The sequence below is a fragment of the Microbacterium sp. KU4F genome (assembly GCF_056868075.1).
Genome location: NZ_CP200324.1, coordinates 3,160,480 through 3,177,075 on the forward strand (window position 1 = coordinate 3,160,480; position 16,596 = coordinate 3,177,075).

Genomic DNA, 16,596 nt, shown 5'->3' on the forward strand with positions numbered 1-16,596 from the left:
GGGTGGCGCCATGACGGCGATCGAACAGGATGCGGCGCGCACGGCGCGCATCCTTCGCATGCCAACAGCGGACGATGACAAGTATTCCCGGGGCGTGGTGGGCCTGCGCACCGGCTCGGCGGACTACCCGGGCGCGGCGGTGCTCGGGGTGAGCGCCGCGTGGCACACCGGATGCGGGATGGTGCGCTACATCGGCCCCTCTCGAGCCGCCGACATGGTGCTCGCACGCAGGCCCGAAACGGTCACGGCGCCCGGCCGGGTTCAGGCCTGGGTGATCGGTTCGGGCACGGATGCCGCGTCCCGCGACGCCGCCGAGACCGAGGCCCTGCGCGCGGTGCTCGCAGGCCGCGAGCCCGTCGTCGTCGACGCGGGCGCGCTGGATCTGGCGCCCGATGCCACGGCCGCGAGGATCCTCACCCCTCACGCGCGGGAGTTCGCCCGGCTTCGTGAGGCCCTCGGGCTCGCGCCGATGGGCGACCGGGAGGCAGAGGCTCGCCAGACCGCTCACGAGATGGGGGCGGTCGTGCTGCTGAAGGGCGCCGTCACTCTCGTCGCGGATCCCGACGGCGGCCTTCGCCGCATCCGGTCCGGGGTGCCGTGGCTCGCCACAGCCGGCACGGGAGACGTGCTCGCCGGCGCGATCGGTGCGGTCGTCGCGGGCGCGGTCGCATTCGGCGATGCCACCTCGGAACGCCTCGCGGATGCGGCAGCGGCAGCTGCCTGGTTGCACGGGCGCGCAGGCGCGCTGGCCTCCGCGCGGTGGGGAAGCCGGGGCGGTCCGATCGCTGCGTTGGATGTCGCAGACCACCTGCCGCGCGCGGTCGCGGAGGCGCTCGCCTCCCACCGCTGATCAGGAAGCTCCACAGCGTGCCCCGTAGGATGAGGCGCGTGTCGAGACGGGCTCTGTTGTGGATCGCTTTCCTCGTCGTCCATATCGGGGTCTCCGTTCTCGGATGGGTCATGCCCAACGAACCCATGGGCGACGTCTATCGGGTGTACGAGCCGTGGTCGGGGGCATACCTCAACGGCGGCTGGTGGCCGCAGATCGACACGGCGACGGGCCAGCAGGTCAGCGCCTACTACGGCTTCGTCGGGCTCACCGACGCGTGGGTCTATCCGCAGCTCGCGATGCTGCCGATGCTTGCCACGTGGCTGTTCGCCTGGGCGGTCTCATACACGCCGGCCTGGGCGATCATGGTGGGACTCGTCGACGCGGCGGCGTTCGCCGTCCTCGTGGGGCGCGCACGTTCGCGCGGGCGCATCACCGCTGCCTGGTTCTGGCTCGCCTTCATCGCCGCCATGGGCCCGGTCGCGCTCTACCGCTTGGATGCGGTGACGGTGCCGCTGGCGATCATGGGCGGGCTGTGGCTCATCGGCCGGCCCTGGCTCGGGTCCATCCTTCTCGCCGTGGCGACGTGGATCAAAGTGTGGCCCGCCGCCGTCATGGCTGCCGCGCTCATCGCGGTGCGCCGCCGGATCGCCGTGCTCGGGGGCGCAGCCGTCGTCAGTGCGATCACCCTGGGGGCGGTGGCGCTTCTGGGCGGCGCCTCCTACGCGTTCGGCTTCGTGGGTGAGCAGACCACGCGCGGGCTGCAGGTCGAAGCCCCGGTGAGCACCTACTACCTCTGGGACGGGCTGCTCGGTGGCACCTCTGCGGTGCACTACGACCCGGACCTGCTGACGTTCTACGTCTCCGGTCCCGGGGTGAACCCGGTCATCGCGGTCATGACGCCGCTGCTGGGGATCGGCGTCCTCGCCATCGCCGCCCTGGGTGCCTGGAAGGTGTGGCGGGGCGCGCACTTCGCCGCCGTCTTCCCGGCGCTGTCGCTGGCGCTCGTGGCGGCCTTCATCTCGCTCAACAAGGTCGGCTCGCCGCAGTACATGGTGTGGCTGAGCGTGCCGCTCGTGATCGCGCTGGTGCTGGATCGTCGTCGGTGGTGGGCTCCGGCGCTGTTGGCGCTCGTGATCGGTGTCGCCACGCAGATCATCTACCCCTTGGTGTACTTCGATCTCCTCGAGCTCCTGCCGTTCCCGGTCGTGGTCATCACGATCCGCAACATCCTGCTCGTCGTGATCGCCGCGTGGGCGGTGGTCAAGCTCGCTCGGGTGCGCACACGCTCCAGCTTCGCCCGCAAGCCCGGCGTCTTCGCCGGCTGACGAAAGGACCGGCATGCTCATCGCCTTCTCCGTCGCCCCAAGCGGCACGGGCCGCGCGGACGGCTCCGTGCACGACGCCGTCGCCGCAGCCGTGAAGGTCGTGCGCGATTCCGGGCTGCCCCACCGAACCGGCTCCATGTTCACCGAGATCGAGGGGGAGTGGGATGAGGTGTTCGCCGTCGTGAAGGCGGCCACCGACGCCGTGCTGCCCTTCGGCTCGCGTGTCTCGCTCGTGGTGAAGGCCGACATCCGGCCCGGCTACACGGGCGAGCTGGACGGCAAGATCGAGCGCCTCGAACGGGCGATCGAGGATGCGGCCGCGGGCGAGGTACCTTCGGCCTGACGGCCCGGCAGCGAAACGATTCGGCGACCGCGGTCCACGTGGCTAACATGTTCCGGTGACCTCTTCGACACAGACGAAGGGGGCGGCGATGTGGGCGCTCCTCTCTCTCGCCATCGGCAGCTTCGGCATCGGCATGACCGAGTTCACGGTCATGGGACTGCTGCCCGACATCGCGGGTGCGCTTCTGCCGAATCAGTCGGCTGCGGACCCGGACGCCGCCATCGCCCAGGCCGGCTGGCTGATCAGCCTCTACGCGCTCGGCGTCGTCGTCGGAGCGCCGACGATCGCGGGGCTCGTCGCGCGGTTCCCGCGCCACCGGGTGATGGTCGTCCTCGCCCTGGCGCTGACCGTGTTCAACGCCCTCACCGTCCTTGCGCCGAACTTCGAGCTCGTCGCGGTCTCACGCTTTCTGGCAGGGCTCCCGCACGGCGCGTACTTCGGGATCGGAGCGCTCGTCGCGGCCGACGTGCTCGGTCCCGGCCGGCGCGCACAGGGCGTCGCCTTCGTGCTGACGGGGCTCACGGTCGCGAATGTCGTCGGAGTGCCCGCGGGGACCTACCTCGGACAGCAGTTCGGATGGCGCGTCGCGTTCGGCGTCGTCGCCGCCATCTTCGCGCTCGCCACGATCTGCATCGCCCTCTTCGTGCCACGAGCGCCGGGACGGCCGGGGCGCACGCTGCGGGCGGAGCTGGGCGTCTTCCGTATCCCGCAGGTGTGGTTCACCCTCGGGATCGGTTCGATCGGCTTCGGCGGGTTCTTCGCGGTCTACAGCTACGTGGCGCCTCTGGTGACCGAGGTCGCCGATGCGCCGCAGGCGGTCGTGCCGCTCGTGCTCGTCGGCATGGGACTCGGGATGACGGTCGGCAATCTGCTGGGCGGGCACCTGTCCGACGTCAATCTGCGGCGGACGCTGCTGCTCGGGCTCGCGGTGCTGGCCGTGTCGCTGGCCGTTCTCGCGCTGACCGCCGTCTGGATCTGGGCGCTCGCGATCATGGTGTTCGTGGTGGGTGCCGTCTCGTCGGCGCTCAGCCCCGCGATTCAGACGCGACTCATGGATGTGGCGGGCGACAACCAGTCGATCGCCGCCGCGCTGAACCACTCAGCGCTCAACATCGGCAACAGCCTCGGCGCCGCTCTGGGCGGTGCGGTCATCGCCGCGGGCTGGGGCTTCGTGGCGCCGCCCTGGGTGGGGGCCGCTCTCGCCGCCGCGGGACTCGCGATCGCTTTCACCGCGTACGGGGTCGAACGTCGCCGGGGTGTTCCGATCGTCTACGCGCACTCTTCGACGTCCGCTGAGTGACGGCGGAGCCTACGCGTCGAGAAGCCGGCCCAGGTGGTGGGCCACCGCATCCGTCTCGATGAGGAAGCCGTCGTGGCCGTAGTCGCTCGCGATGACGGCTGCTCGGTCGCCGTCCAGCGTGTTGCGGATGCCGTGGGCGATGCGGTGCTGTCCCTCGACGGGGAAGAGACGGTCGCTGTCGATTCCGAGCACGAGGGTGGTGGCGGTGATGCGTCCCAGGGCGTCTTCGACGCCGCCGCGGTCGCGTCCGACGTCGTGCGAGTTCATCGCCTCGACGAGGGTGAGGTAGCTGTTGGCATCGAAGCGGCGCGTGAACTTGTTGCCGTGGAAGTCGAGGTAGGACTCCACCGCGAACCGGCCGCCGCGCCCCAGCGGGCTCACCCCGGACTGCCAGGAGCGCTGGAAGCGCAGGTTCAGTTCGGTGGGGCTCCGATAGTTCAGCAGGGCCATGCGCCGCGCGAGCGCGAGACCCCGGTGGGGTCCCTCGCCGGCGGGTGCGTCGTAGTAGTCGCCGCCGGCGTATCCCGGGTCGATGCGAATGGCCTCGAGCTGCACCGAGTTCAGGGCGATCTGGTCGGCCGTGGTCAGCGGGGGAGCAGCGAGCACCGCCAGACGTTCGACGCGCTCGGGGTAGCTCGCGCCCCACTCGAGCGCGTGCATACCGCCCATGGAGCCGCCGACGACGGCGCGCCAGCTGCCGATGCCGAGCTCGTCCGCCAGCAGCGCCTGGGCCGCGATCTGGTCGCGGATGGTCAGGTACGGGAAGCGCGCACCCCATTCCGTGCCGTCGGGCGCGATGGTCGCGGGCCCGGTCGAGCCCTGGCAGCCGCCGAGCATGTTGGGGGCGACGACGAACCAGCGGTCCGTGTCGATCGCCGCACCCGGACCGACGATCTCGTCCCACCATCCGTCGGTGGGGTGGGCTCTGCCGGCCTCGCCGCGCACGTGGCTGTCACCTGTCAGCGCGTGCAGGATGAGGATCGCGTTGTCGCCAGCGGGGGAGAGCTCGCCCCACGTCTCATATGCCAGGCGTGCGACGGGGAGCACGGCCCCGTTCTCGGTGCGGAAGCTGCGGAAGGCCGCGAACCGGCGGTCTCCAGCCGGGTCGCCGTCGCGCCACGCCCCGCTGGCCGGCGGCCGGCCGCGGGCGAGCCGGGCGTCCGCCTCCGTGACAGGAGCGCTGGGCACCGTGTCCTCGGAGGTCTGCCAGTCCATCCCTCCATTGTCCCGGGGTCCTCGCGCGTCCGCGTCCGTGTTACGTCACAGCCGCGGCGTCGGAACGCACGAACGCCCCGGATGCGGCATCCGGGGCGTTCGTGTCAGGCGGTTCAGGCGCGCGCGGCCTCCGAGGCGCGGCGGGCGGCGGCGAGTGCGCTCTCGAGGTCCGCCTTGAGGTCGGCGACGTTCTCGAGGCCGACCGACAGGCGCACGAGGCCCGGCGTGACACCGGCCGTGAGCTGCTGCTCAGGCGTGAGCTGCGAGTGCGTCGTGGAGGCGGGGTGGATCACGAGCGAGCGCACGTCGCCGATGTTGGCGAGGTGGCTGAACAGGGTGAGGTTGTCGACGAAGGCGCGTCCGGCGCCCACGCCGCCCTTGAGCTCGAACGAGAGCACCGCGCCGACGCCCTTCGGGGCGTACTGGTTGGCGGCGGCATACCAGGGCGAGGTCGGAAGACCCGAGTAGTTCACCGAGGCGACGTCGTCCTGGTTCTCGAGCCACTCCGCGATCTCCTGCGCGTTCTGCACGTGGCGCTCGACCCGCAGCGAGAGGGTCTCGATGCCCTGCAGCAGCAGCCAGGCGCTGATCGGGGCGATCGCGGCGCCGAGGTCGCGCAGCAGCTGCACGCGGGCCTTCGTGACGTAGGCGACGCCGTCACCGAGCGCACCCGTGTAGCTGAGGCCGTGGTACGAGGGGTCGGGCTCGGTGAGCTCGGGGAAGCGGTCGACGTGCTGCGACCACGGGAAGCGGCCGCCGTCGACGATGACGCCGCCGATCGTCGTGCCGTGACCGCCGAGGAACTTCGTCGCGGAGTGCACGACGATGTCGGCGCCGAACTCGAAGGGGCGGATGAGGTACGGGGTGGCGATCGTGTTGTCGACGATCAGCGGCACGCCGGCCTCGTGCGCGACGTCGGAGACCGTACGGATGTCGAGGACGTTGATCTTCGGGTTGCCGACGGTCTCGGCGAAGAACAGCTTGGTGTTGGGGCGGACGGCGCGACGCCACTCCTCGGGGTCGTCCTGGTTCTCGACGAAGGTCGTGGTGATGCCGAGCTTGGCGAGCGTGTACTTGAAGAGGTTGTACGTGCCGCCGTAGATCGAGCTGGAGGAGACGATGTGGTCACCGGCTCCGGCGATGTTCAGCACGGCGAAGGTCTCGGCCGCCTGACCCGAGGCGACCAGCAGCGCTGCCGTGCCTCCCTCGAGCGCGGCGACGCGCTCCTCGACGACGCTCTGCGTGGGGTTGATGATGCGGGTGTAGACGTTGCCCGGCTCGGCGAGCGAGAAGAGGTTCGCGGCGTGATCGGCGTTGTCGAACACGTACGACGTGGTCTGGTAGATCGGGGTCGCGCGGGCCTTGGTGGTGGGATCCGGTGCGGCGCCGGAGTGGATCTGCTTGGTCTCGAAGAGCCAGTTCTCGGGTGCGGACATCACGTGCTCCTAAGTCTGCGAGTGCCGCGGCGGCTGTCGCGAACATCACGAGGCTAGAGGGGCGCGGCGCGGGCGACAACGTCCGAGAAACGCGGGGTAACAACGGCGCGGGGCGGCCGTGTAACACCCGGTTCACCGCGAGGGCCTAGCGTGAGTGCATGGCGAACAGACGAGCAGTGGTGACGGGTGCGAGCACGGGGATCGGCGAGGCGACCGCACGGCGCCTCCGCGCCGACGGGTGGGAGGTGGTCGCTGTCGCGCGTCGCGCCGAGCGGCTCGCCGCCCTCGAGGCCGACACCGGCGCCGTGGCGTACGCGGCCGACCTGACCGTCGAGGCCGATGTGCAGGCGCTCGCCGACTGGCTCGCCGCATCCGGTCCCGTGCACGCGCTGGTGCAGGTCGCGGGCGGTGCGCGCGGCGTCGACGACGTCGCCGACGGCAACCCCGACGACTGGCGATGGATGTACGAGGCCAATGTGCTGTCGACCCAGCGCCTGGTCGCGCTGCTGCTGCCCCAGCTGCGGCGGGCGGCCGCATCCGACGGCCACGCCGACACGCTCTTCGTGACCTCGACGGCCGCCCAGGTCGCGTACCAGGGCGGCGGCGGGTACAACGCCGCGAAGGCGGCCGAGAGCATGCTCGTCAAGGCGCTGCGACTCGAGCTCAACGGCGAGCCGATCCGCGTGAGCGAGGTTGCTCCGGGGATGGTCTACACCGAGGAGTTCTCGTTGAACCGGCTCGGCGGCGATCGGGATGCGGCAGACGCGGTCTACCGCGGCGTCGAGAACCCGCTCACCCCGGACGATGTCGCCGACGTCATCGCGTACGCGCTGGGCGCGCCGGGCCACGTGAACCTCGACCTCGTGACGGTGCGACCCGTCGCGCAGTCCGCGCAGCACCTCGTCGCCCGCGAGCCGCTGCGCGTGCGCGAGGGCTGAGCGCGTGCGCGCACCGGCGCTCGTCGTCGACGCGCTGACCGCGAGGCCCGGCGGGCGCGAGCTCCGCCGGTTCTGGCGAGCGTTCGTCGCCGAGCATCCGCAGGTGCGCGCTCCCCGCTCCCGCACGCGTGTCGCCGTCCTCCTGATCGCCGCGGTGCTGAGCGGCCTCGGTGCGCTGGTCGCCGTGCTGGGGATGGTGTCGCTGCTGACCCGCAGACAGGGAGCGACTCCGGGCGAGATTCTCACGGCGGCGGTTGCCGCGTTGCTCTTCTCCTGCGCGCTGGTGATCCTGGGCCGTGCCGCGGCGCACACCGGGCGACGTCGGATGTGGCCGCGTCAGCACTGGGCACTCGTCCGCTTCGCGACGGACAACGGCTTCACCTACCACCCCGGACCGTTTCCTGCCGGGCTGCCACCACGGAGCTATCGCGGTCGGCTCGTCCAGACGCGCGCCCTGCGGTGGGTGACGCCCGCGGGACGTCTCATCGAGTGGTCGGACTTCGAGCAGGACTGGGGGACGAGCGCGTATCGCCACACCCAGTTCGGCGGGTGGATCCGCATCGGTCTCAGCCATCCGCTGCCCCGCATCGTGCTTCCGCCGGCACACAGCGACGCGCGCGCCCTGGTCACCGAACCCGGGCCCGCACAGCGCGAGCCTCTCGAGGAGGACAACCTTTCGTTCGCCCGGGCGCTCCTGGCCGAGATGAAAGGGTGGGACGTCGAGATCATCGACGATGTACTGCTCGTGACGCGTTCTCGGGACGTCGTGACGACGGATTCCGCGGAGTGGTCGGAGATCCTGCGCACCACGACCCTCGTCATCGACGGGATCGAACAGGTGCAACGCGACGTCGGTTGATCCTCGGCCTCAGCGCGCGGTCGTGCCCCCGGATGCGGCCGCGTGCGCCGTGGCCTCGGTGTCGGCGAAGGCCACCTTGGGGACGACGACGAGCACCGCGGCGGCGGCGAAACCACCGGCGGCGCAGACGATCCACACCGTGATGTAGCCGCCGAGGGATGCGGCGGTCGAGCTCGCGACGGCACCCGCGCCGACCGCGAGCACGACGCCGAACACGGCCGAGGCGAAGGTGCCGCCGATCGTCTTGGTCGTGTTGGTGAGTGCGGAGGCGATGCCGGTCTGGCCCCGCGGCGCCGCGGCCGCTGCCGCGGCGGGCAGAGCGGCCACGAGCGCGCCCGAGCCGAGACCAGCGATCGACAGGTTCATGAGCACCTGCCACAGCTCGCGGTGCAGCGGCAGGAACAGGAGATAGCCGATGCCCACGAGCAGAGCAGCTCCGATGAGCACGATGCGCGGGCTGGCTCGCCGCGAGGTGATCGAGAAGATCACGGCGCCGACGATGAGGGAGACCAGATACACGCCGATCACATTGGAGCGCCCGGTGGCATCGAGGCCCAGTCCGTAGCCGAGCGAGGCATCGGTGCCCGCGTACGTCGACAGCGGACCTTGCGCGCCGAGCAGGCTGATGCCCACCAGGGCGGCCGTGGCCTGTACCGGCCACATCTCAGGTCTGCGCAGCACGCGGATGTCGACGGCGGGATCCTCCTGGCGCAGTTCGAACCGCACGAACCACACGAAGGCGGTAAGCCCCGCCGCCAACAGCAGCCACGTCCAGACGAAGCCGGGGCCGTTGATGCGGAGGAAGGTCAGGGCGCCGGTGACGAGCAGCAGCGCGAGTGCGAGGATGACGAAGCCACCCGCATCCAGTCGGCGTCCGGGAACCGGCTCGGATTCGGGAACGCCCAGCCAGATGACGACGCCGATCAGCGTCACGGCGATCGCCGGCAGCATGAGGGTCAGAGACAGGTTCTCGGCCGTGGCGGCGAACAGACGCCCGGCCGCCAGCGCACCCATGATGGCGCCGGCCTGGAGTCCCACCACGAGCAGACCGGCAGCTCGGCGGGTGGCCGAGACCCCGCGGCCCTGCCGGCGGCCGCGCTCGAAGATCAGCGCGATCTCGAGCGGCAGCCAGACGACGTAGAAGCCCTGCAGCGCCCACGCGATCAGGAAGCTCCAGAACGAGCCCGCGAAGGCGATCCACCACGTGGCGCCGGCGGTGAGGATCGTGGCGACCAACAGGATGCGCTTGTGCCCGTACATGTCGCCGAGCTTCGCCATGACCGGGACGACGAGTGCCGACAGCAGCAGTTGCGCGGCCTCGAACCAGTTGACGTCGGCGTCGTGGACGCCCAGATGCACCACGATGTCGCTGAACAGGGGCACGTAGTAGCCCTGCAGGATGCCGCTGACGATCTCGACGAGGATGAACCAGCCGATCAGGCCCGCCGTGATGCCGAGCGCCGATCGACCGGGGGCGCGGGTGCCGGTCATGGCGAAACGCTACACCGCGCCGCGCTCTAGGCTGGGACGGTGACGAACGAGGAGAGCGCCGTGGCGCCCGAACGCGAAACTCTGACCTGGGACCTGTTCGGCGAAGCGAGCCGCGACATCGCCCGCGACGTGATCGCGGCCGACTTCGTGCCCGAGGTCGTCGTCGCGATCGCCCGCGGCGGACTGCTTCCGGCCGGAGCGATCGCGTACGGACTCGGCGTGAAGAACTGCGGCGCGATCAACGTCGAGTTCTACACCGGCATCGGCACGGTGCTCGACGCTCCCGAGCTACTTCCCCCCGAGCTCGATATGACGTATCTGAACGGGCGTCGTGTGCTCCTGGTCGACGACGTCGCCGACAGCGGCCGCACACTCGATCTCGCCGTGCGCCTGCTCGTGGAGCGCGGTGCGGACGTGCGCTCCGCCGTGATCTACACGAAGCCGACCACGATCATCCAGCCGGACTTCAGCTGGAAGAACACGGACCTGTGGATCGACTTCCCCTGGTCGTGGCAGGGTTCGGTCGTCGAAGAAGACCAGGGCCTTCCCGGCTCCGCCTGACCGATGGCCAAGACGCTGCCCGAGCTCGCCGCGGCCGGTCTCATGGATGCGGGCTGGGCCGAAGCCCTCGCCCCGGTAGCCGGCGACATCGCCGCGCTAGGGGATCGGCTGCGCGAGGAGACGGCTGCCGGACGCTCCTACCTGCCCGCCGGAGATCGCGTCCTGCGTGCCTTCCAGCGCCCGCTCGAAGGCGTCAAAGTGCTCATCGTGGGGCAGGACCCGTACCCGACGCCCGGCCACCCGATCGGTCTCTCGTTCGCCGTCGACGCGCATGTGCGGCCGATCCCGCGCAGCCTCGCCAACATCTACCGCGAGCTCAACGACGACCTGGGCGTCCCGCCGGCGGCCCACGGCGACCTCTCCGCGTGGAGCGAGCAGGGCGTCATGCTGCTGAACCGGGTGCTGACCGTCGCGCCGGGCGCGCCCGCATCCCACCGCGGCTGGGGCTGGGAGAAGGTCACCGAGCACGCGATCCGCGTCCTCGCCGAGCGCGGAGGACCCCTGGTCGCGGTGCTCTGGGGGCGGGATGCGGCGGGCCTGACGCCGATTCTCGGTGACGTGCCGAGCATCCAGTCGCCGCATCCGTCGCCGCTGTCGGCCAGCAGGGGGTTCTTCGGATCCCGCCCGTTCTCCCGCGTCAACGAGCTGCTGATCGCGCAGGGCGCCACGGGGATCGATTGGCGTCTTCCCGCGTAGGCTGGGCGCCATGCTCGAAGAGGAATACCAGCGCCGTCGGCGGCTTCCGCGCCACCTGCGTCGCCAGGCTCCGCCCGAGCGCGGCTTCGAGTTCCGCATCCGCGAGGCGACGACGGCCGACATCCCCGACATCCGCGAGATCTACAACTACTACGTGACCAACTCCGTGGTGACCTTCGACGAGAAGAAGTGGTCGCTGACGAAGTGGCGGGAGAAGTTCGATCATCTTCGCAAGCTCGAACTGCCGTTCCTGGTCGCGGAGAGTCCGTCGGGGCAGATCCTGGGATACGCGCTCGTGCAGCCCTGGGCGGGCAAGTCCGCCTACCGCTACACGGTCGAGGACTCGATCTACCTCGGTCAGGCGGCCTCGGGCAAGGGGCTGGGAACGGCTCTGCTGGCGGCGCTGATCGAGGCCTGCGAGAACAAGGGCATCCGCGAGCTCGTCGCGGTCATCAGCGACAAGGGCGCCGAGGGCTCCATCCGCCTCCACGAGAAGCTCGGCTTCACCGAGGTCGGGCGCATGGGACGCGTCGGGTTCAAGTTCGGGCGCTGGCTCGGCACGGTCTACCTGCAGAAGTCGCTCAAGCCCAAGAAGAAGCGCGGTCTGTTCTCGCGCTGACGTGCTCAGGCCTCGGGGAGCGTCGGGACAGAGGCCAGCAGCCGCTGCGTGTACTCCGCGCTCGGATGCTGCAGGACGCGCGAGGTCGGGCCCTCCTCGACCATGCGGCCGTCCTTCAACACGATGACGCGGTCGCAGAGCGCCTGCACCACACCGATGTCGTGGGAGACCATCAGCAGGCTCAGGCCGTCGCGGCTGCGCAGGCGGTCGATCAGACGGATGATCTGCGCGCGCACCGTCACGTCGAGTGCCGACAGCGGCTCGTCGCCGACGAGCAGGCGCGGGCGGTGCACGAGGGCGCGGGCGAGAGCGATCCGCTGGCGCTGTCCGCCCGAGAACTCGTGCGGGTAGCGCGCGGCGGCATCGGCCGGGAGGTCGACGTCCTCGAGCACCTCGGCGACGCGCTTCTCGCGGTCGCCCGCGATGCCGAGGGCCCACAGCGGCTCTCCCACGATGCGGTCCACCCGCATCCGCGGGTCGAGCGACGCGTAGGGGTCCTGGAAGACGATGCCCGTCTGGCGCCGGAGCCAGTGCAGCCGGCGCGCGGATGCGGTCGGGTCGACGTGGCGGCCCTCGAAGCTCACCGTGCCGGCGGTGGGGGTGTCGAGCGCGAGCAGGAGACGGATGAGCGTCGACTTGCCCGAGCCCGACTCGCCGATGACGCCCAGCGACTCGCCCTCGTGCACGTCGATGTCGACCCCGTCGAGCGCGTGCGTCAGCCCTCGCGGCGCGAGAGGTGCGGTGCGCGGTGCGCGGTAGGTGCGCGAGAGACCACGACCGGAGAGCAGGGCCGTCATCGCTCCTCCTTCTCGTCGGGCCGCCACAGGGTCGCCCGCGCGTCGCGCAGCAGTCCCTGGGTCGTCGCCGATCGCGGTGCGGTCAGCAACGTCGCCACCGGGCCCTGTTCGACGATGCGGCCGCGGTCCATCACGACGGCGTGCGTCGCGATCTGCGCCAGCACCGCGAGGTCGTGCGTGATGAACACGAGCGACATCCCCGCATCCGTCACGAGTGTGCGCAGCAGGGCGAGGATCTCCGCCTGGATCGTCACATCGAGCGCGGTCGTCGGCTCGTCGGCGATGAGCAGCCCCGGATCCAGGGCGAGAGCCATGGCGATGGCCACCCGCTGACGCTGTCCGCCCGAGAGCTGGTGCGGGTAGCGGTCCACGATGCGTTCGGGCTCGGGAAGTCCCACGCGCCGGGCGCCGGCCACGGCGACCTCGCGCCGTGCTGCGCGGCCGAGGCCCCGGTGAATGCGGGGTGCCTCGGCGATCTGGCGTCCGACCGTGCGGATGGGGTTCAAGGCGCTCTGCGGCTCCTGGAACACGATTCCCACCTCGTCACCGCGGATGCGAGCGAGCTCCCGCTCGGGCGCGCCGATCACCTCGTAGCCGTTCAGGAGGATGCTGCCGCTCGCCGTGGCTCCCTCGGGAAGCAGCCCCAGGACCGCGAGCGCCGTGAGCGACTTGCCCGATCCGGACTCGCCGATGATCCCGAGTCGCTCGCCGTCGGCCACGTGGAAGCTGAGCCCGTCGACCACGCGGACGCCGTCGATCTCGATGACGAGCTCGGTCACCTCCAGGCTCATGCGACCACCTCCGGCAGATGGGTGCGCGCACGCCGGGCCGACCCGCTGCGGGTGCGCAGCGTCGGGTCGGTGGCGTCGCGGAGTCCGTCGCCGAGCAGGTTGAACCCGAGGACGGTGGCGGTGATGGCGAGACCGGGCCAGAGGACCGAGAGCGGATAGGCGGTGAGGTACTGCTGGAGCTGCGACAGCAGAACCCCCCACGACGGATCCGTCACGGGCGCTCCGAAGCCCAGGTAGCTGAGCCCCGCCTCGGCGAGCACCGCGACCGCCATCGACCAGGACAGCTGCACGATGAACACGGGAGCCACGTTGGGCAGCAGGTGCCGGGTGAGGTTCTGCCATCCGGAGAGGCCCGACGCGCGCGCCGCCACGACGAAGTCGCTGTGCAGCACCCGGCGCAGCTCCGGTCGGCTCACCCTGGCGATGTTGACACCGAAGCCGATCCCCACCGACCACACGACGACGGCGAGCGATCCGCCCCACACCGCGGAGATCATCATGGCGATCAGGAGCACCGGGAAGGCGACGAGCATGTCGACGAGAACCGCGACGGACTCCCGCACCCAGCGGTGGGTGAGGGCGCCGAGCGTGGCGAGCGAGAGCCCCACGATCGTCGCGATGACACCAGCGCCGACGGCCACCGCGACCGTCGTGCGCGAGCCCGCCATGAGGATGCTCAGGATGTCTCGACCGGTCGCGTCGGTGCCGAGCAGATGCGCCGGGCTCGGCCCCGCCCACCGACCGGCCACATCCGCGGCCTGCGGGTCGTATGGCGTCCAGAACGTCGCAAGGGCGGCGACCGCCAGCAGGGCGAGGACGATGACCACGCCGGTGACACCGGCGGGCTCGGACAGCAGCCGACGCCGCCACCACGGGCGACGAGGAGCACTCATGCCGCAGACTCCCTCTGACGCGGATCGATCGCGCGGTGCACGAGATCGACGATGAAGCCGACCACCAGCACGAAAGCCGTGAGAGCGAGCAGCTCGCCCTGCACCATCGGCAGGTCGCGCGCAGACACGTCGCGCACCAGCATCCGTCCGACGCCGGGCAGCGAGAACAGCTGCTCGATCACCACGGCGCCCACGATGATGCCCGCGACCTGCAGTCCCAGCACCGTCACCACGGACAGACCGACGCCCGGGAGCCCGTGCTGGACGAGTGCTCGTGTGCGGGTGAGGCCCTGCGAGGCGGCTGTCCGCACGTAGTCCTGTCCCATGGCCTGCAGCGTCGCGCTGCGCACGAATCTCAGAAGCATCGCGCCCTCCACGATGCCGATCGTCAATGCCGGCAGCACGAGCGAACGAAGCGCCGCCCCCGGATCGCTCCAGCCGTCGCGGGGAAAGCCCTGTGCCGGAAGCACACCCCACCAGACCGCGAACACGACCACGAGCATCATCCCGGCCCAGACCACGGGGACCGCCGCGAGCGTCTGAGCGCCCACGCCGATGACGGTGCCGCCCAGCCGTGAGCGCCGCAGCGCGGAGACGACACCGAGGGGGCCGGCGAACAGCAGCGCGATGATGAGCGAGAGCCCGCCGAGCGGAAGGGTGACCTGCGCCTTCTCGGCGAGCTCCGCGGACACCGGCGTTCCGGTCAGCAGCGAGGTGCCGAGGTCGCCGCGCAGCACGCCGCCGATCCAGTCGAGGTACTGCGTGGCAAGAGGCGCATCCAGATTCAGTCGGTCACGGATGGCGGCGATCTGCGCCGGCGTGGAGTTCGTGCCGCCGATCAGCTGCGAGACATCGCCCGGCAGGATGCGCAGGGTGAAGAAGATGATCACGCTGGCCACGACCAGCCCCGCGGCGAGCAGGGCCAGTCGCATCAGCGCGTATCGGATCACCCGTCGCTCTTGCCGAGCTCGGACACGTTGAGCCGCTCGTTGACGTTGATCGAGGGGAAGCCCGACACGTTCGTGCCGACGGCGACCACGCTGGCTCCGTTGTACAGCCAGTCCGCGCCTGCATCGTCGGAGACGATGCGTGCCGCCTGAGCGAGAAGCTCCGCTGCCGCCTCATCGGTCGTGGCCGCGCGCGCCTGCGCGTAGAGCTCGGTGACCTGCGGGTTGTCGTAGGTGAAGTAGTACTGCGGGTTCGTCCAGTTGATGAAGTCGCGCGCCTCGGTGTGCAGCACGAAGCTCAACTCGTAGTCGTGGTTCATGTAGACGTCGTTCAGCCAGGTCGGGAAGTCCACCGAGTCGACCTTCAGGGTGATGCCGACGGCATTCAGATCCGAGACGAGCAGCTGTGAGATCGTCGCCGGATAGAAGGAGGGGATCGTGAGCGTCAGCGTCGTGTCCGAGGCGCCGGCGTCGGCGAGGAGCTTCTTGGCGGCGTCGGGGTCGTACGGGGCGACCTCCGACAGGTCTTCGTAGCCCGGGTCGAGGGACGGGATCGGACCGTACATCGTCTTGCCCGCGCCGAGCGCCTCGACGAAGGCGTCGTGGTCGATCGCCTGGCGGATGGCCTGTCGCACGCGCTTGTCCGCGAGCGGGCCGGACGTCTGGTTGAAGGCGAGCGTGCCCTTGTCGGTGGAGTCGCCGACGACGAGCGAGAAGTCGCCGTTCGCCTCGATCTGCGTCTTCAGGTTCGCATCGAAGCCCGTCACCACGTCGACCTCGCCGGCGAGGGCGGCGTTGAGGGCTGCTTGATTGTCCGGGATGTAGTCGAAGACGACCTCCGCCGCCTTGGCGGGCGTGCCCCAGTAGGCGGGGTTGCGGGCGAACGTGATGTTGTCGCCGCGCGTCCAGCGCTCGAGTGTGAAGGGGCCGGTGCCGTTGGCCGCCGTCTGATAATCGACGCTGTCGCCCTCCTTGAGGATGATGCCGGCGCGGCCGCTGAGGTTCCACAGCAGCTGCGAGTCCGGCTGGGAGAGGGTCAGCGTGATCTTCTGGCCGTCGGCCGTCACGCCCGTGACGTTCGCGAGCGTTGCGGCGTCGACCCACCCCGCGTTGTCGCGGTGCTGCGTCAGCGAGTAGACGACGTCCTCGGGGGTCAACGGCTGACCGTCGTGGAAGGTGACGCCCTCGCGCAGCGTGAAGGTGTAGGTCAGGCGGTCGTCCGAGACAGTCCAGTCGCTGGCCAGCGCCGGCACGATCTCCTGCTCGGGCGTGCGCGCGACGAGGCCCTGGTACAGGTTGTCGATGAGGATCTGATCCAGCGCGGAGCCCGAGGTCTGACGGATGTCGAGGTTCGTGGGCTCGAGCGCGAGTCGCACGACGACGGAGGAGTCCGCATCCGGGGAGCCCGTCGGCGCCGGCGTCGTCGAGGCCGTGCAGGCGGAGAGGGAGAGAACGGCGGCGGCCACGAGCGCTGTGAGGGCGAGGGGCGTTCGGCGATGCATGGGTGGTCCTTTCCGCGGACGCGGGGCATGGAGGGAGGACGGGGCGGTGCG

17 protein-coding genes are annotated in these 16,596 nt (G+C 70.5%); 9 read left to right on the top strand and 8 right to left on the bottom strand.

Annotated features, from left to right (window positions below; all coding sequences use genetic code 11):
• The first annotated feature begins 10 nt into the window (after positions 1–10).
• The 4 genes from AC1VNH_RS15630 (at position 11) to AC1VNH_RS15645 (ending at position 3,800) form a co-directional block, all read left to right on the top strand.
• The gene (locus tag AC1VNH_RS15630; protein ID WP_483112453.1) at positions 11–850 is read left to right on the top strand and encodes an NAD(P)H-hydrate dehydratase; all 840 of its coding nucleotides are present in this window, start codon (positions 11–13) and stop codon (positions 848–850) included.
• Positions 851–888: 38 nt separating this feature from the next.
• Positions 889–2,157, top strand: a complete 1,269-nt coding sequence (locus tag AC1VNH_RS15635) for a hypothetical protein (RefSeq protein ID WP_483112455.1) — start codon at positions 889–891, stop codon at positions 2,155–2,157.
• Between the two features lie 13 nt (positions 2,158–2,170).
• On the top strand, positions 2,171–2,500 hold the full coding sequence (locus AC1VNH_RS15640; RefSeq protein WP_483112456.1) for a thiamine-binding protein: 330 nt from the start codon (positions 2,171–2,173) through the stop codon (positions 2,498–2,500).
• Between the two features lie 88 nt (positions 2,501–2,588).
• Positions 2,589–3,800 (top strand): MFS transporter, encoded by a 1,212-nt coding sequence (locus AC1VNH_RS15645; RefSeq protein ID WP_483112739.1) that lies wholly within the window; start codon positions 2,589–2,591, stop codon positions 3,798–3,800.
• Between the two features lie 9 nt (positions 3,801–3,809).
• On the opposite strand, the gene metX is transcribed toward AC1VNH_RS15645, so the two are convergent.
• Complete coding sequence (metX, locus tag AC1VNH_RS15650) at positions 3,810–5,015, bottom strand: homoserine O-acetyltransferase MetX (protein ID WP_483112458.1); 1,206 nt, start codon at positions 5,013–5,015, stop codon at positions 3,810–3,812.
• Between the two features lie 113 nt (positions 5,016–5,128).
• Complete coding sequence (locus AC1VNH_RS15655) at positions 5,129–6,451, bottom strand: bifunctional o-acetylhomoserine/o-acetylserine sulfhydrylase (protein ID WP_460736693.1); 1,323 nt, start codon at positions 6,449–6,451, stop codon at positions 5,129–5,131.
• A gap of 158 nt (positions 6,452–6,609) precedes the next feature.
• Here AC1VNH_RS15655 and AC1VNH_RS15660 point away from each other — a divergent pair, with 158 nt between their 5' ends.
• Together AC1VNH_RS15660 and AC1VNH_RS15665 are read left to right on the top strand one after the other, a co-directional pair.
• Positions 6,610–7,389: an SDR family oxidoreductase gene (locus tag AC1VNH_RS15660; protein ID WP_483112461.1), complete on the top strand. Its 780-nt coding sequence runs from the start codon at positions 6,610–6,612 to the stop codon at positions 7,387–7,389.
• A gap of 4 nt (positions 7,390–7,393) precedes the next feature.
• Positions 7,394–8,248, top strand: coding sequence for a hypothetical protein (locus AC1VNH_RS15665; RefSeq protein ID WP_483112462.1), 855 nt, complete (start codon positions 7,394–7,396; stop codon positions 8,246–8,248).
• Between the two features lie 9 nt (positions 8,249–8,257).
• Here the strand turns inward: AC1VNH_RS15665 and AC1VNH_RS15670 are convergent, their stop codons facing one another.
• Positions 8,258–9,739, bottom strand: a complete 1,482-nt coding sequence (locus AC1VNH_RS15670) for an MFS transporter (protein WP_483112463.1) — start codon at positions 9,737–9,739, stop codon at positions 8,258–8,260.
• Between the two features lie 60 nt (positions 9,740–9,799).
• Here AC1VNH_RS15670 and AC1VNH_RS15675 point away from each other — a divergent pair, with 60 nt between their 5' ends.
• The 3 genes from AC1VNH_RS15675 to AC1VNH_RS15685 are packed head-to-tail and all read left to right on the top strand — an operon-like array spanning position 9,800 to position 11,615.
• Positions 9,800–10,300 carry a phosphoribosyltransferase gene (locus AC1VNH_RS15675; RefSeq protein ID WP_344226076.1) on the top strand — a complete coding sequence of 167 codons (501 nt, stop codon included), beginning with the start codon at positions 9,800–9,802 and terminating at the stop codon, positions 10,298–10,300.
• Positions 10,301–10,303: 3 nt separating this feature from the next.
• Complete coding sequence (locus AC1VNH_RS15680; protein WP_483112464.1) at positions 10,304–10,996, top strand: uracil-DNA glycosylase; 693 nt, start codon at positions 10,304–10,306, stop codon at positions 10,994–10,996.
• A gap of 10 nt (positions 10,997–11,006) precedes the next feature.
• Entirely contained in the window at positions 11,007–11,615 is a 609-nt protein-coding gene (locus tag AC1VNH_RS15685) for a GNAT family N-acetyltransferase (protein WP_483112466.1), read from the top strand.
• 5 nt (positions 11,616–11,620) lie between these two features.
• On the opposite strand, the gene AC1VNH_RS15690 is transcribed toward AC1VNH_RS15685, so the two are convergent.
• Genes AC1VNH_RS15690 through AC1VNH_RS15710 form a run of 5 tightly spaced genes read right to left on the bottom strand, consistent with a single transcriptional unit; the run spans position 11,621 to position 16,545 of the window.
• Positions 11,621–12,412 (bottom strand): ABC transporter ATP-binding protein, encoded by a 792-nt coding sequence (locus AC1VNH_RS15690; protein ID WP_483112468.1) that lies wholly within the window; start codon positions 12,410–12,412, stop codon positions 11,621–11,623.
• Positions 12,409–13,203 carry an ABC transporter ATP-binding protein gene (locus tag AC1VNH_RS15695; RefSeq protein ID WP_483112469.1) on the bottom strand — a complete coding sequence of 265 codons (795 nt, stop codon included), beginning with the start codon at positions 13,201–13,203 and terminating at the stop codon, positions 12,409–12,411. Before AC1VNH_RS15695 ends, AC1VNH_RS15690 begins: the two co-directional genes overlap by 4 nt.
• Positions 13,200–14,096 carry an ABC transporter permease gene (locus AC1VNH_RS15700; RefSeq protein WP_483112471.1) on the bottom strand — a complete coding sequence of 299 codons (897 nt, stop codon included), beginning with the start codon at positions 14,094–14,096 and terminating at the stop codon, positions 13,200–13,202. Before AC1VNH_RS15700 ends, AC1VNH_RS15695 begins: the two co-directional genes overlap by 4 nt.
• Positions 14,093–15,046, bottom strand: coding sequence for an ABC transporter permease (locus AC1VNH_RS15705; protein WP_483112472.1), 954 nt, complete (start codon positions 15,044–15,046; stop codon positions 14,093–14,095). Before AC1VNH_RS15705 ends, AC1VNH_RS15700 begins: the two co-directional genes overlap by 4 nt.
• Complete coding sequence (locus AC1VNH_RS15710; RefSeq protein WP_483112474.1) at positions 15,043–16,545, bottom strand: ABC transporter substrate-binding protein; 1,503 nt, start codon at positions 16,543–16,545, stop codon at positions 15,043–15,045. Before AC1VNH_RS15710 ends, AC1VNH_RS15705 begins: the two co-directional genes overlap by 4 nt.
• Positions 16,546–16,596 lie beyond the last annotated feature (51 nt).

Coding starts and splice junctions, on each gene's coding strand:
- AC1VNH_RS15695 (WP_483112469.1), bottom strand. CDS start 13,203: ATGAGCCTGGAGGTGACCGAGCTCGTCATCGAGATCGACGGCGTCCGC.
- AC1VNH_RS15690 (WP_483112468.1), bottom strand. CDS start 12,412: ATGACGGCCCTGCTCTCCGGTCGTGGTCTCTCGCGCACCTACCGCGCA.
- AC1VNH_RS15645 (WP_483112739.1), top strand. CDS start 2,589: ATGTGGGCGCTCCTCTCTCTCGCCATCGGCAGCTTCGGCATCGGCATG.
- AC1VNH_RS15655 (WP_460736693.1), bottom strand. CDS start 6,451: ATGTCCGCACCCGAGAACTGGCTCTTCGAGACCAAGCAGATCCACTCC.
- AC1VNH_RS15630 (WP_483112453.1), top strand. CDS start 11: ATGACGGCGATCGAACAGGATGCGGCGCGCACGGCGCGCATCCTTCGC.
- AC1VNH_RS15680 (WP_483112464.1), top strand. CDS start 10,304: ATGGCCAAGACGCTGCCCGAGCTCGCCGCGGCCGGTCTCATGGATGCG.
- AC1VNH_RS15640 (WP_483112456.1), top strand. CDS start 2,171: ATGCTCATCGCCTTCTCCGTCGCCCCAAGCGGCACGGGCCGCGCGGAC.
- AC1VNH_RS15670 (WP_483112463.1), bottom strand. CDS start 9,739: ATGACCGGCACCCGCGCCCCCGGTCGATCGGCGCTCGGCATCACGGCG.
- AC1VNH_RS15700 (WP_483112471.1), bottom strand. CDS start 14,096: ATGAGTGCTCCTCGTCGCCCGTGGTGGCGGCGTCGGCTGCTGTCCGAG.
- AC1VNH_RS15660 (WP_483112461.1), top strand. CDS start 6,610: ATGGCGAACAGACGAGCAGTGGTGACGGGTGCGAGCACGGGGATCGGC.
- AC1VNH_RS15710 (WP_483112474.1), bottom strand. CDS start 16,545: ATGCATCGCCGAACGCCCCTCGCCCTCACAGCGCTCGTGGCCGCCGCC.
- metX (WP_483112458.1), bottom strand. CDS start 5,015: ATGGACTGGCAGACCTCCGAGGACACGGTGCCCAGCGCTCCTGTCACG.
- AC1VNH_RS15685 (WP_483112466.1), top strand. CDS start 11,007: ATGCTCGAAGAGGAATACCAGCGCCGTCGGCGGCTTCCGCGCCACCTG.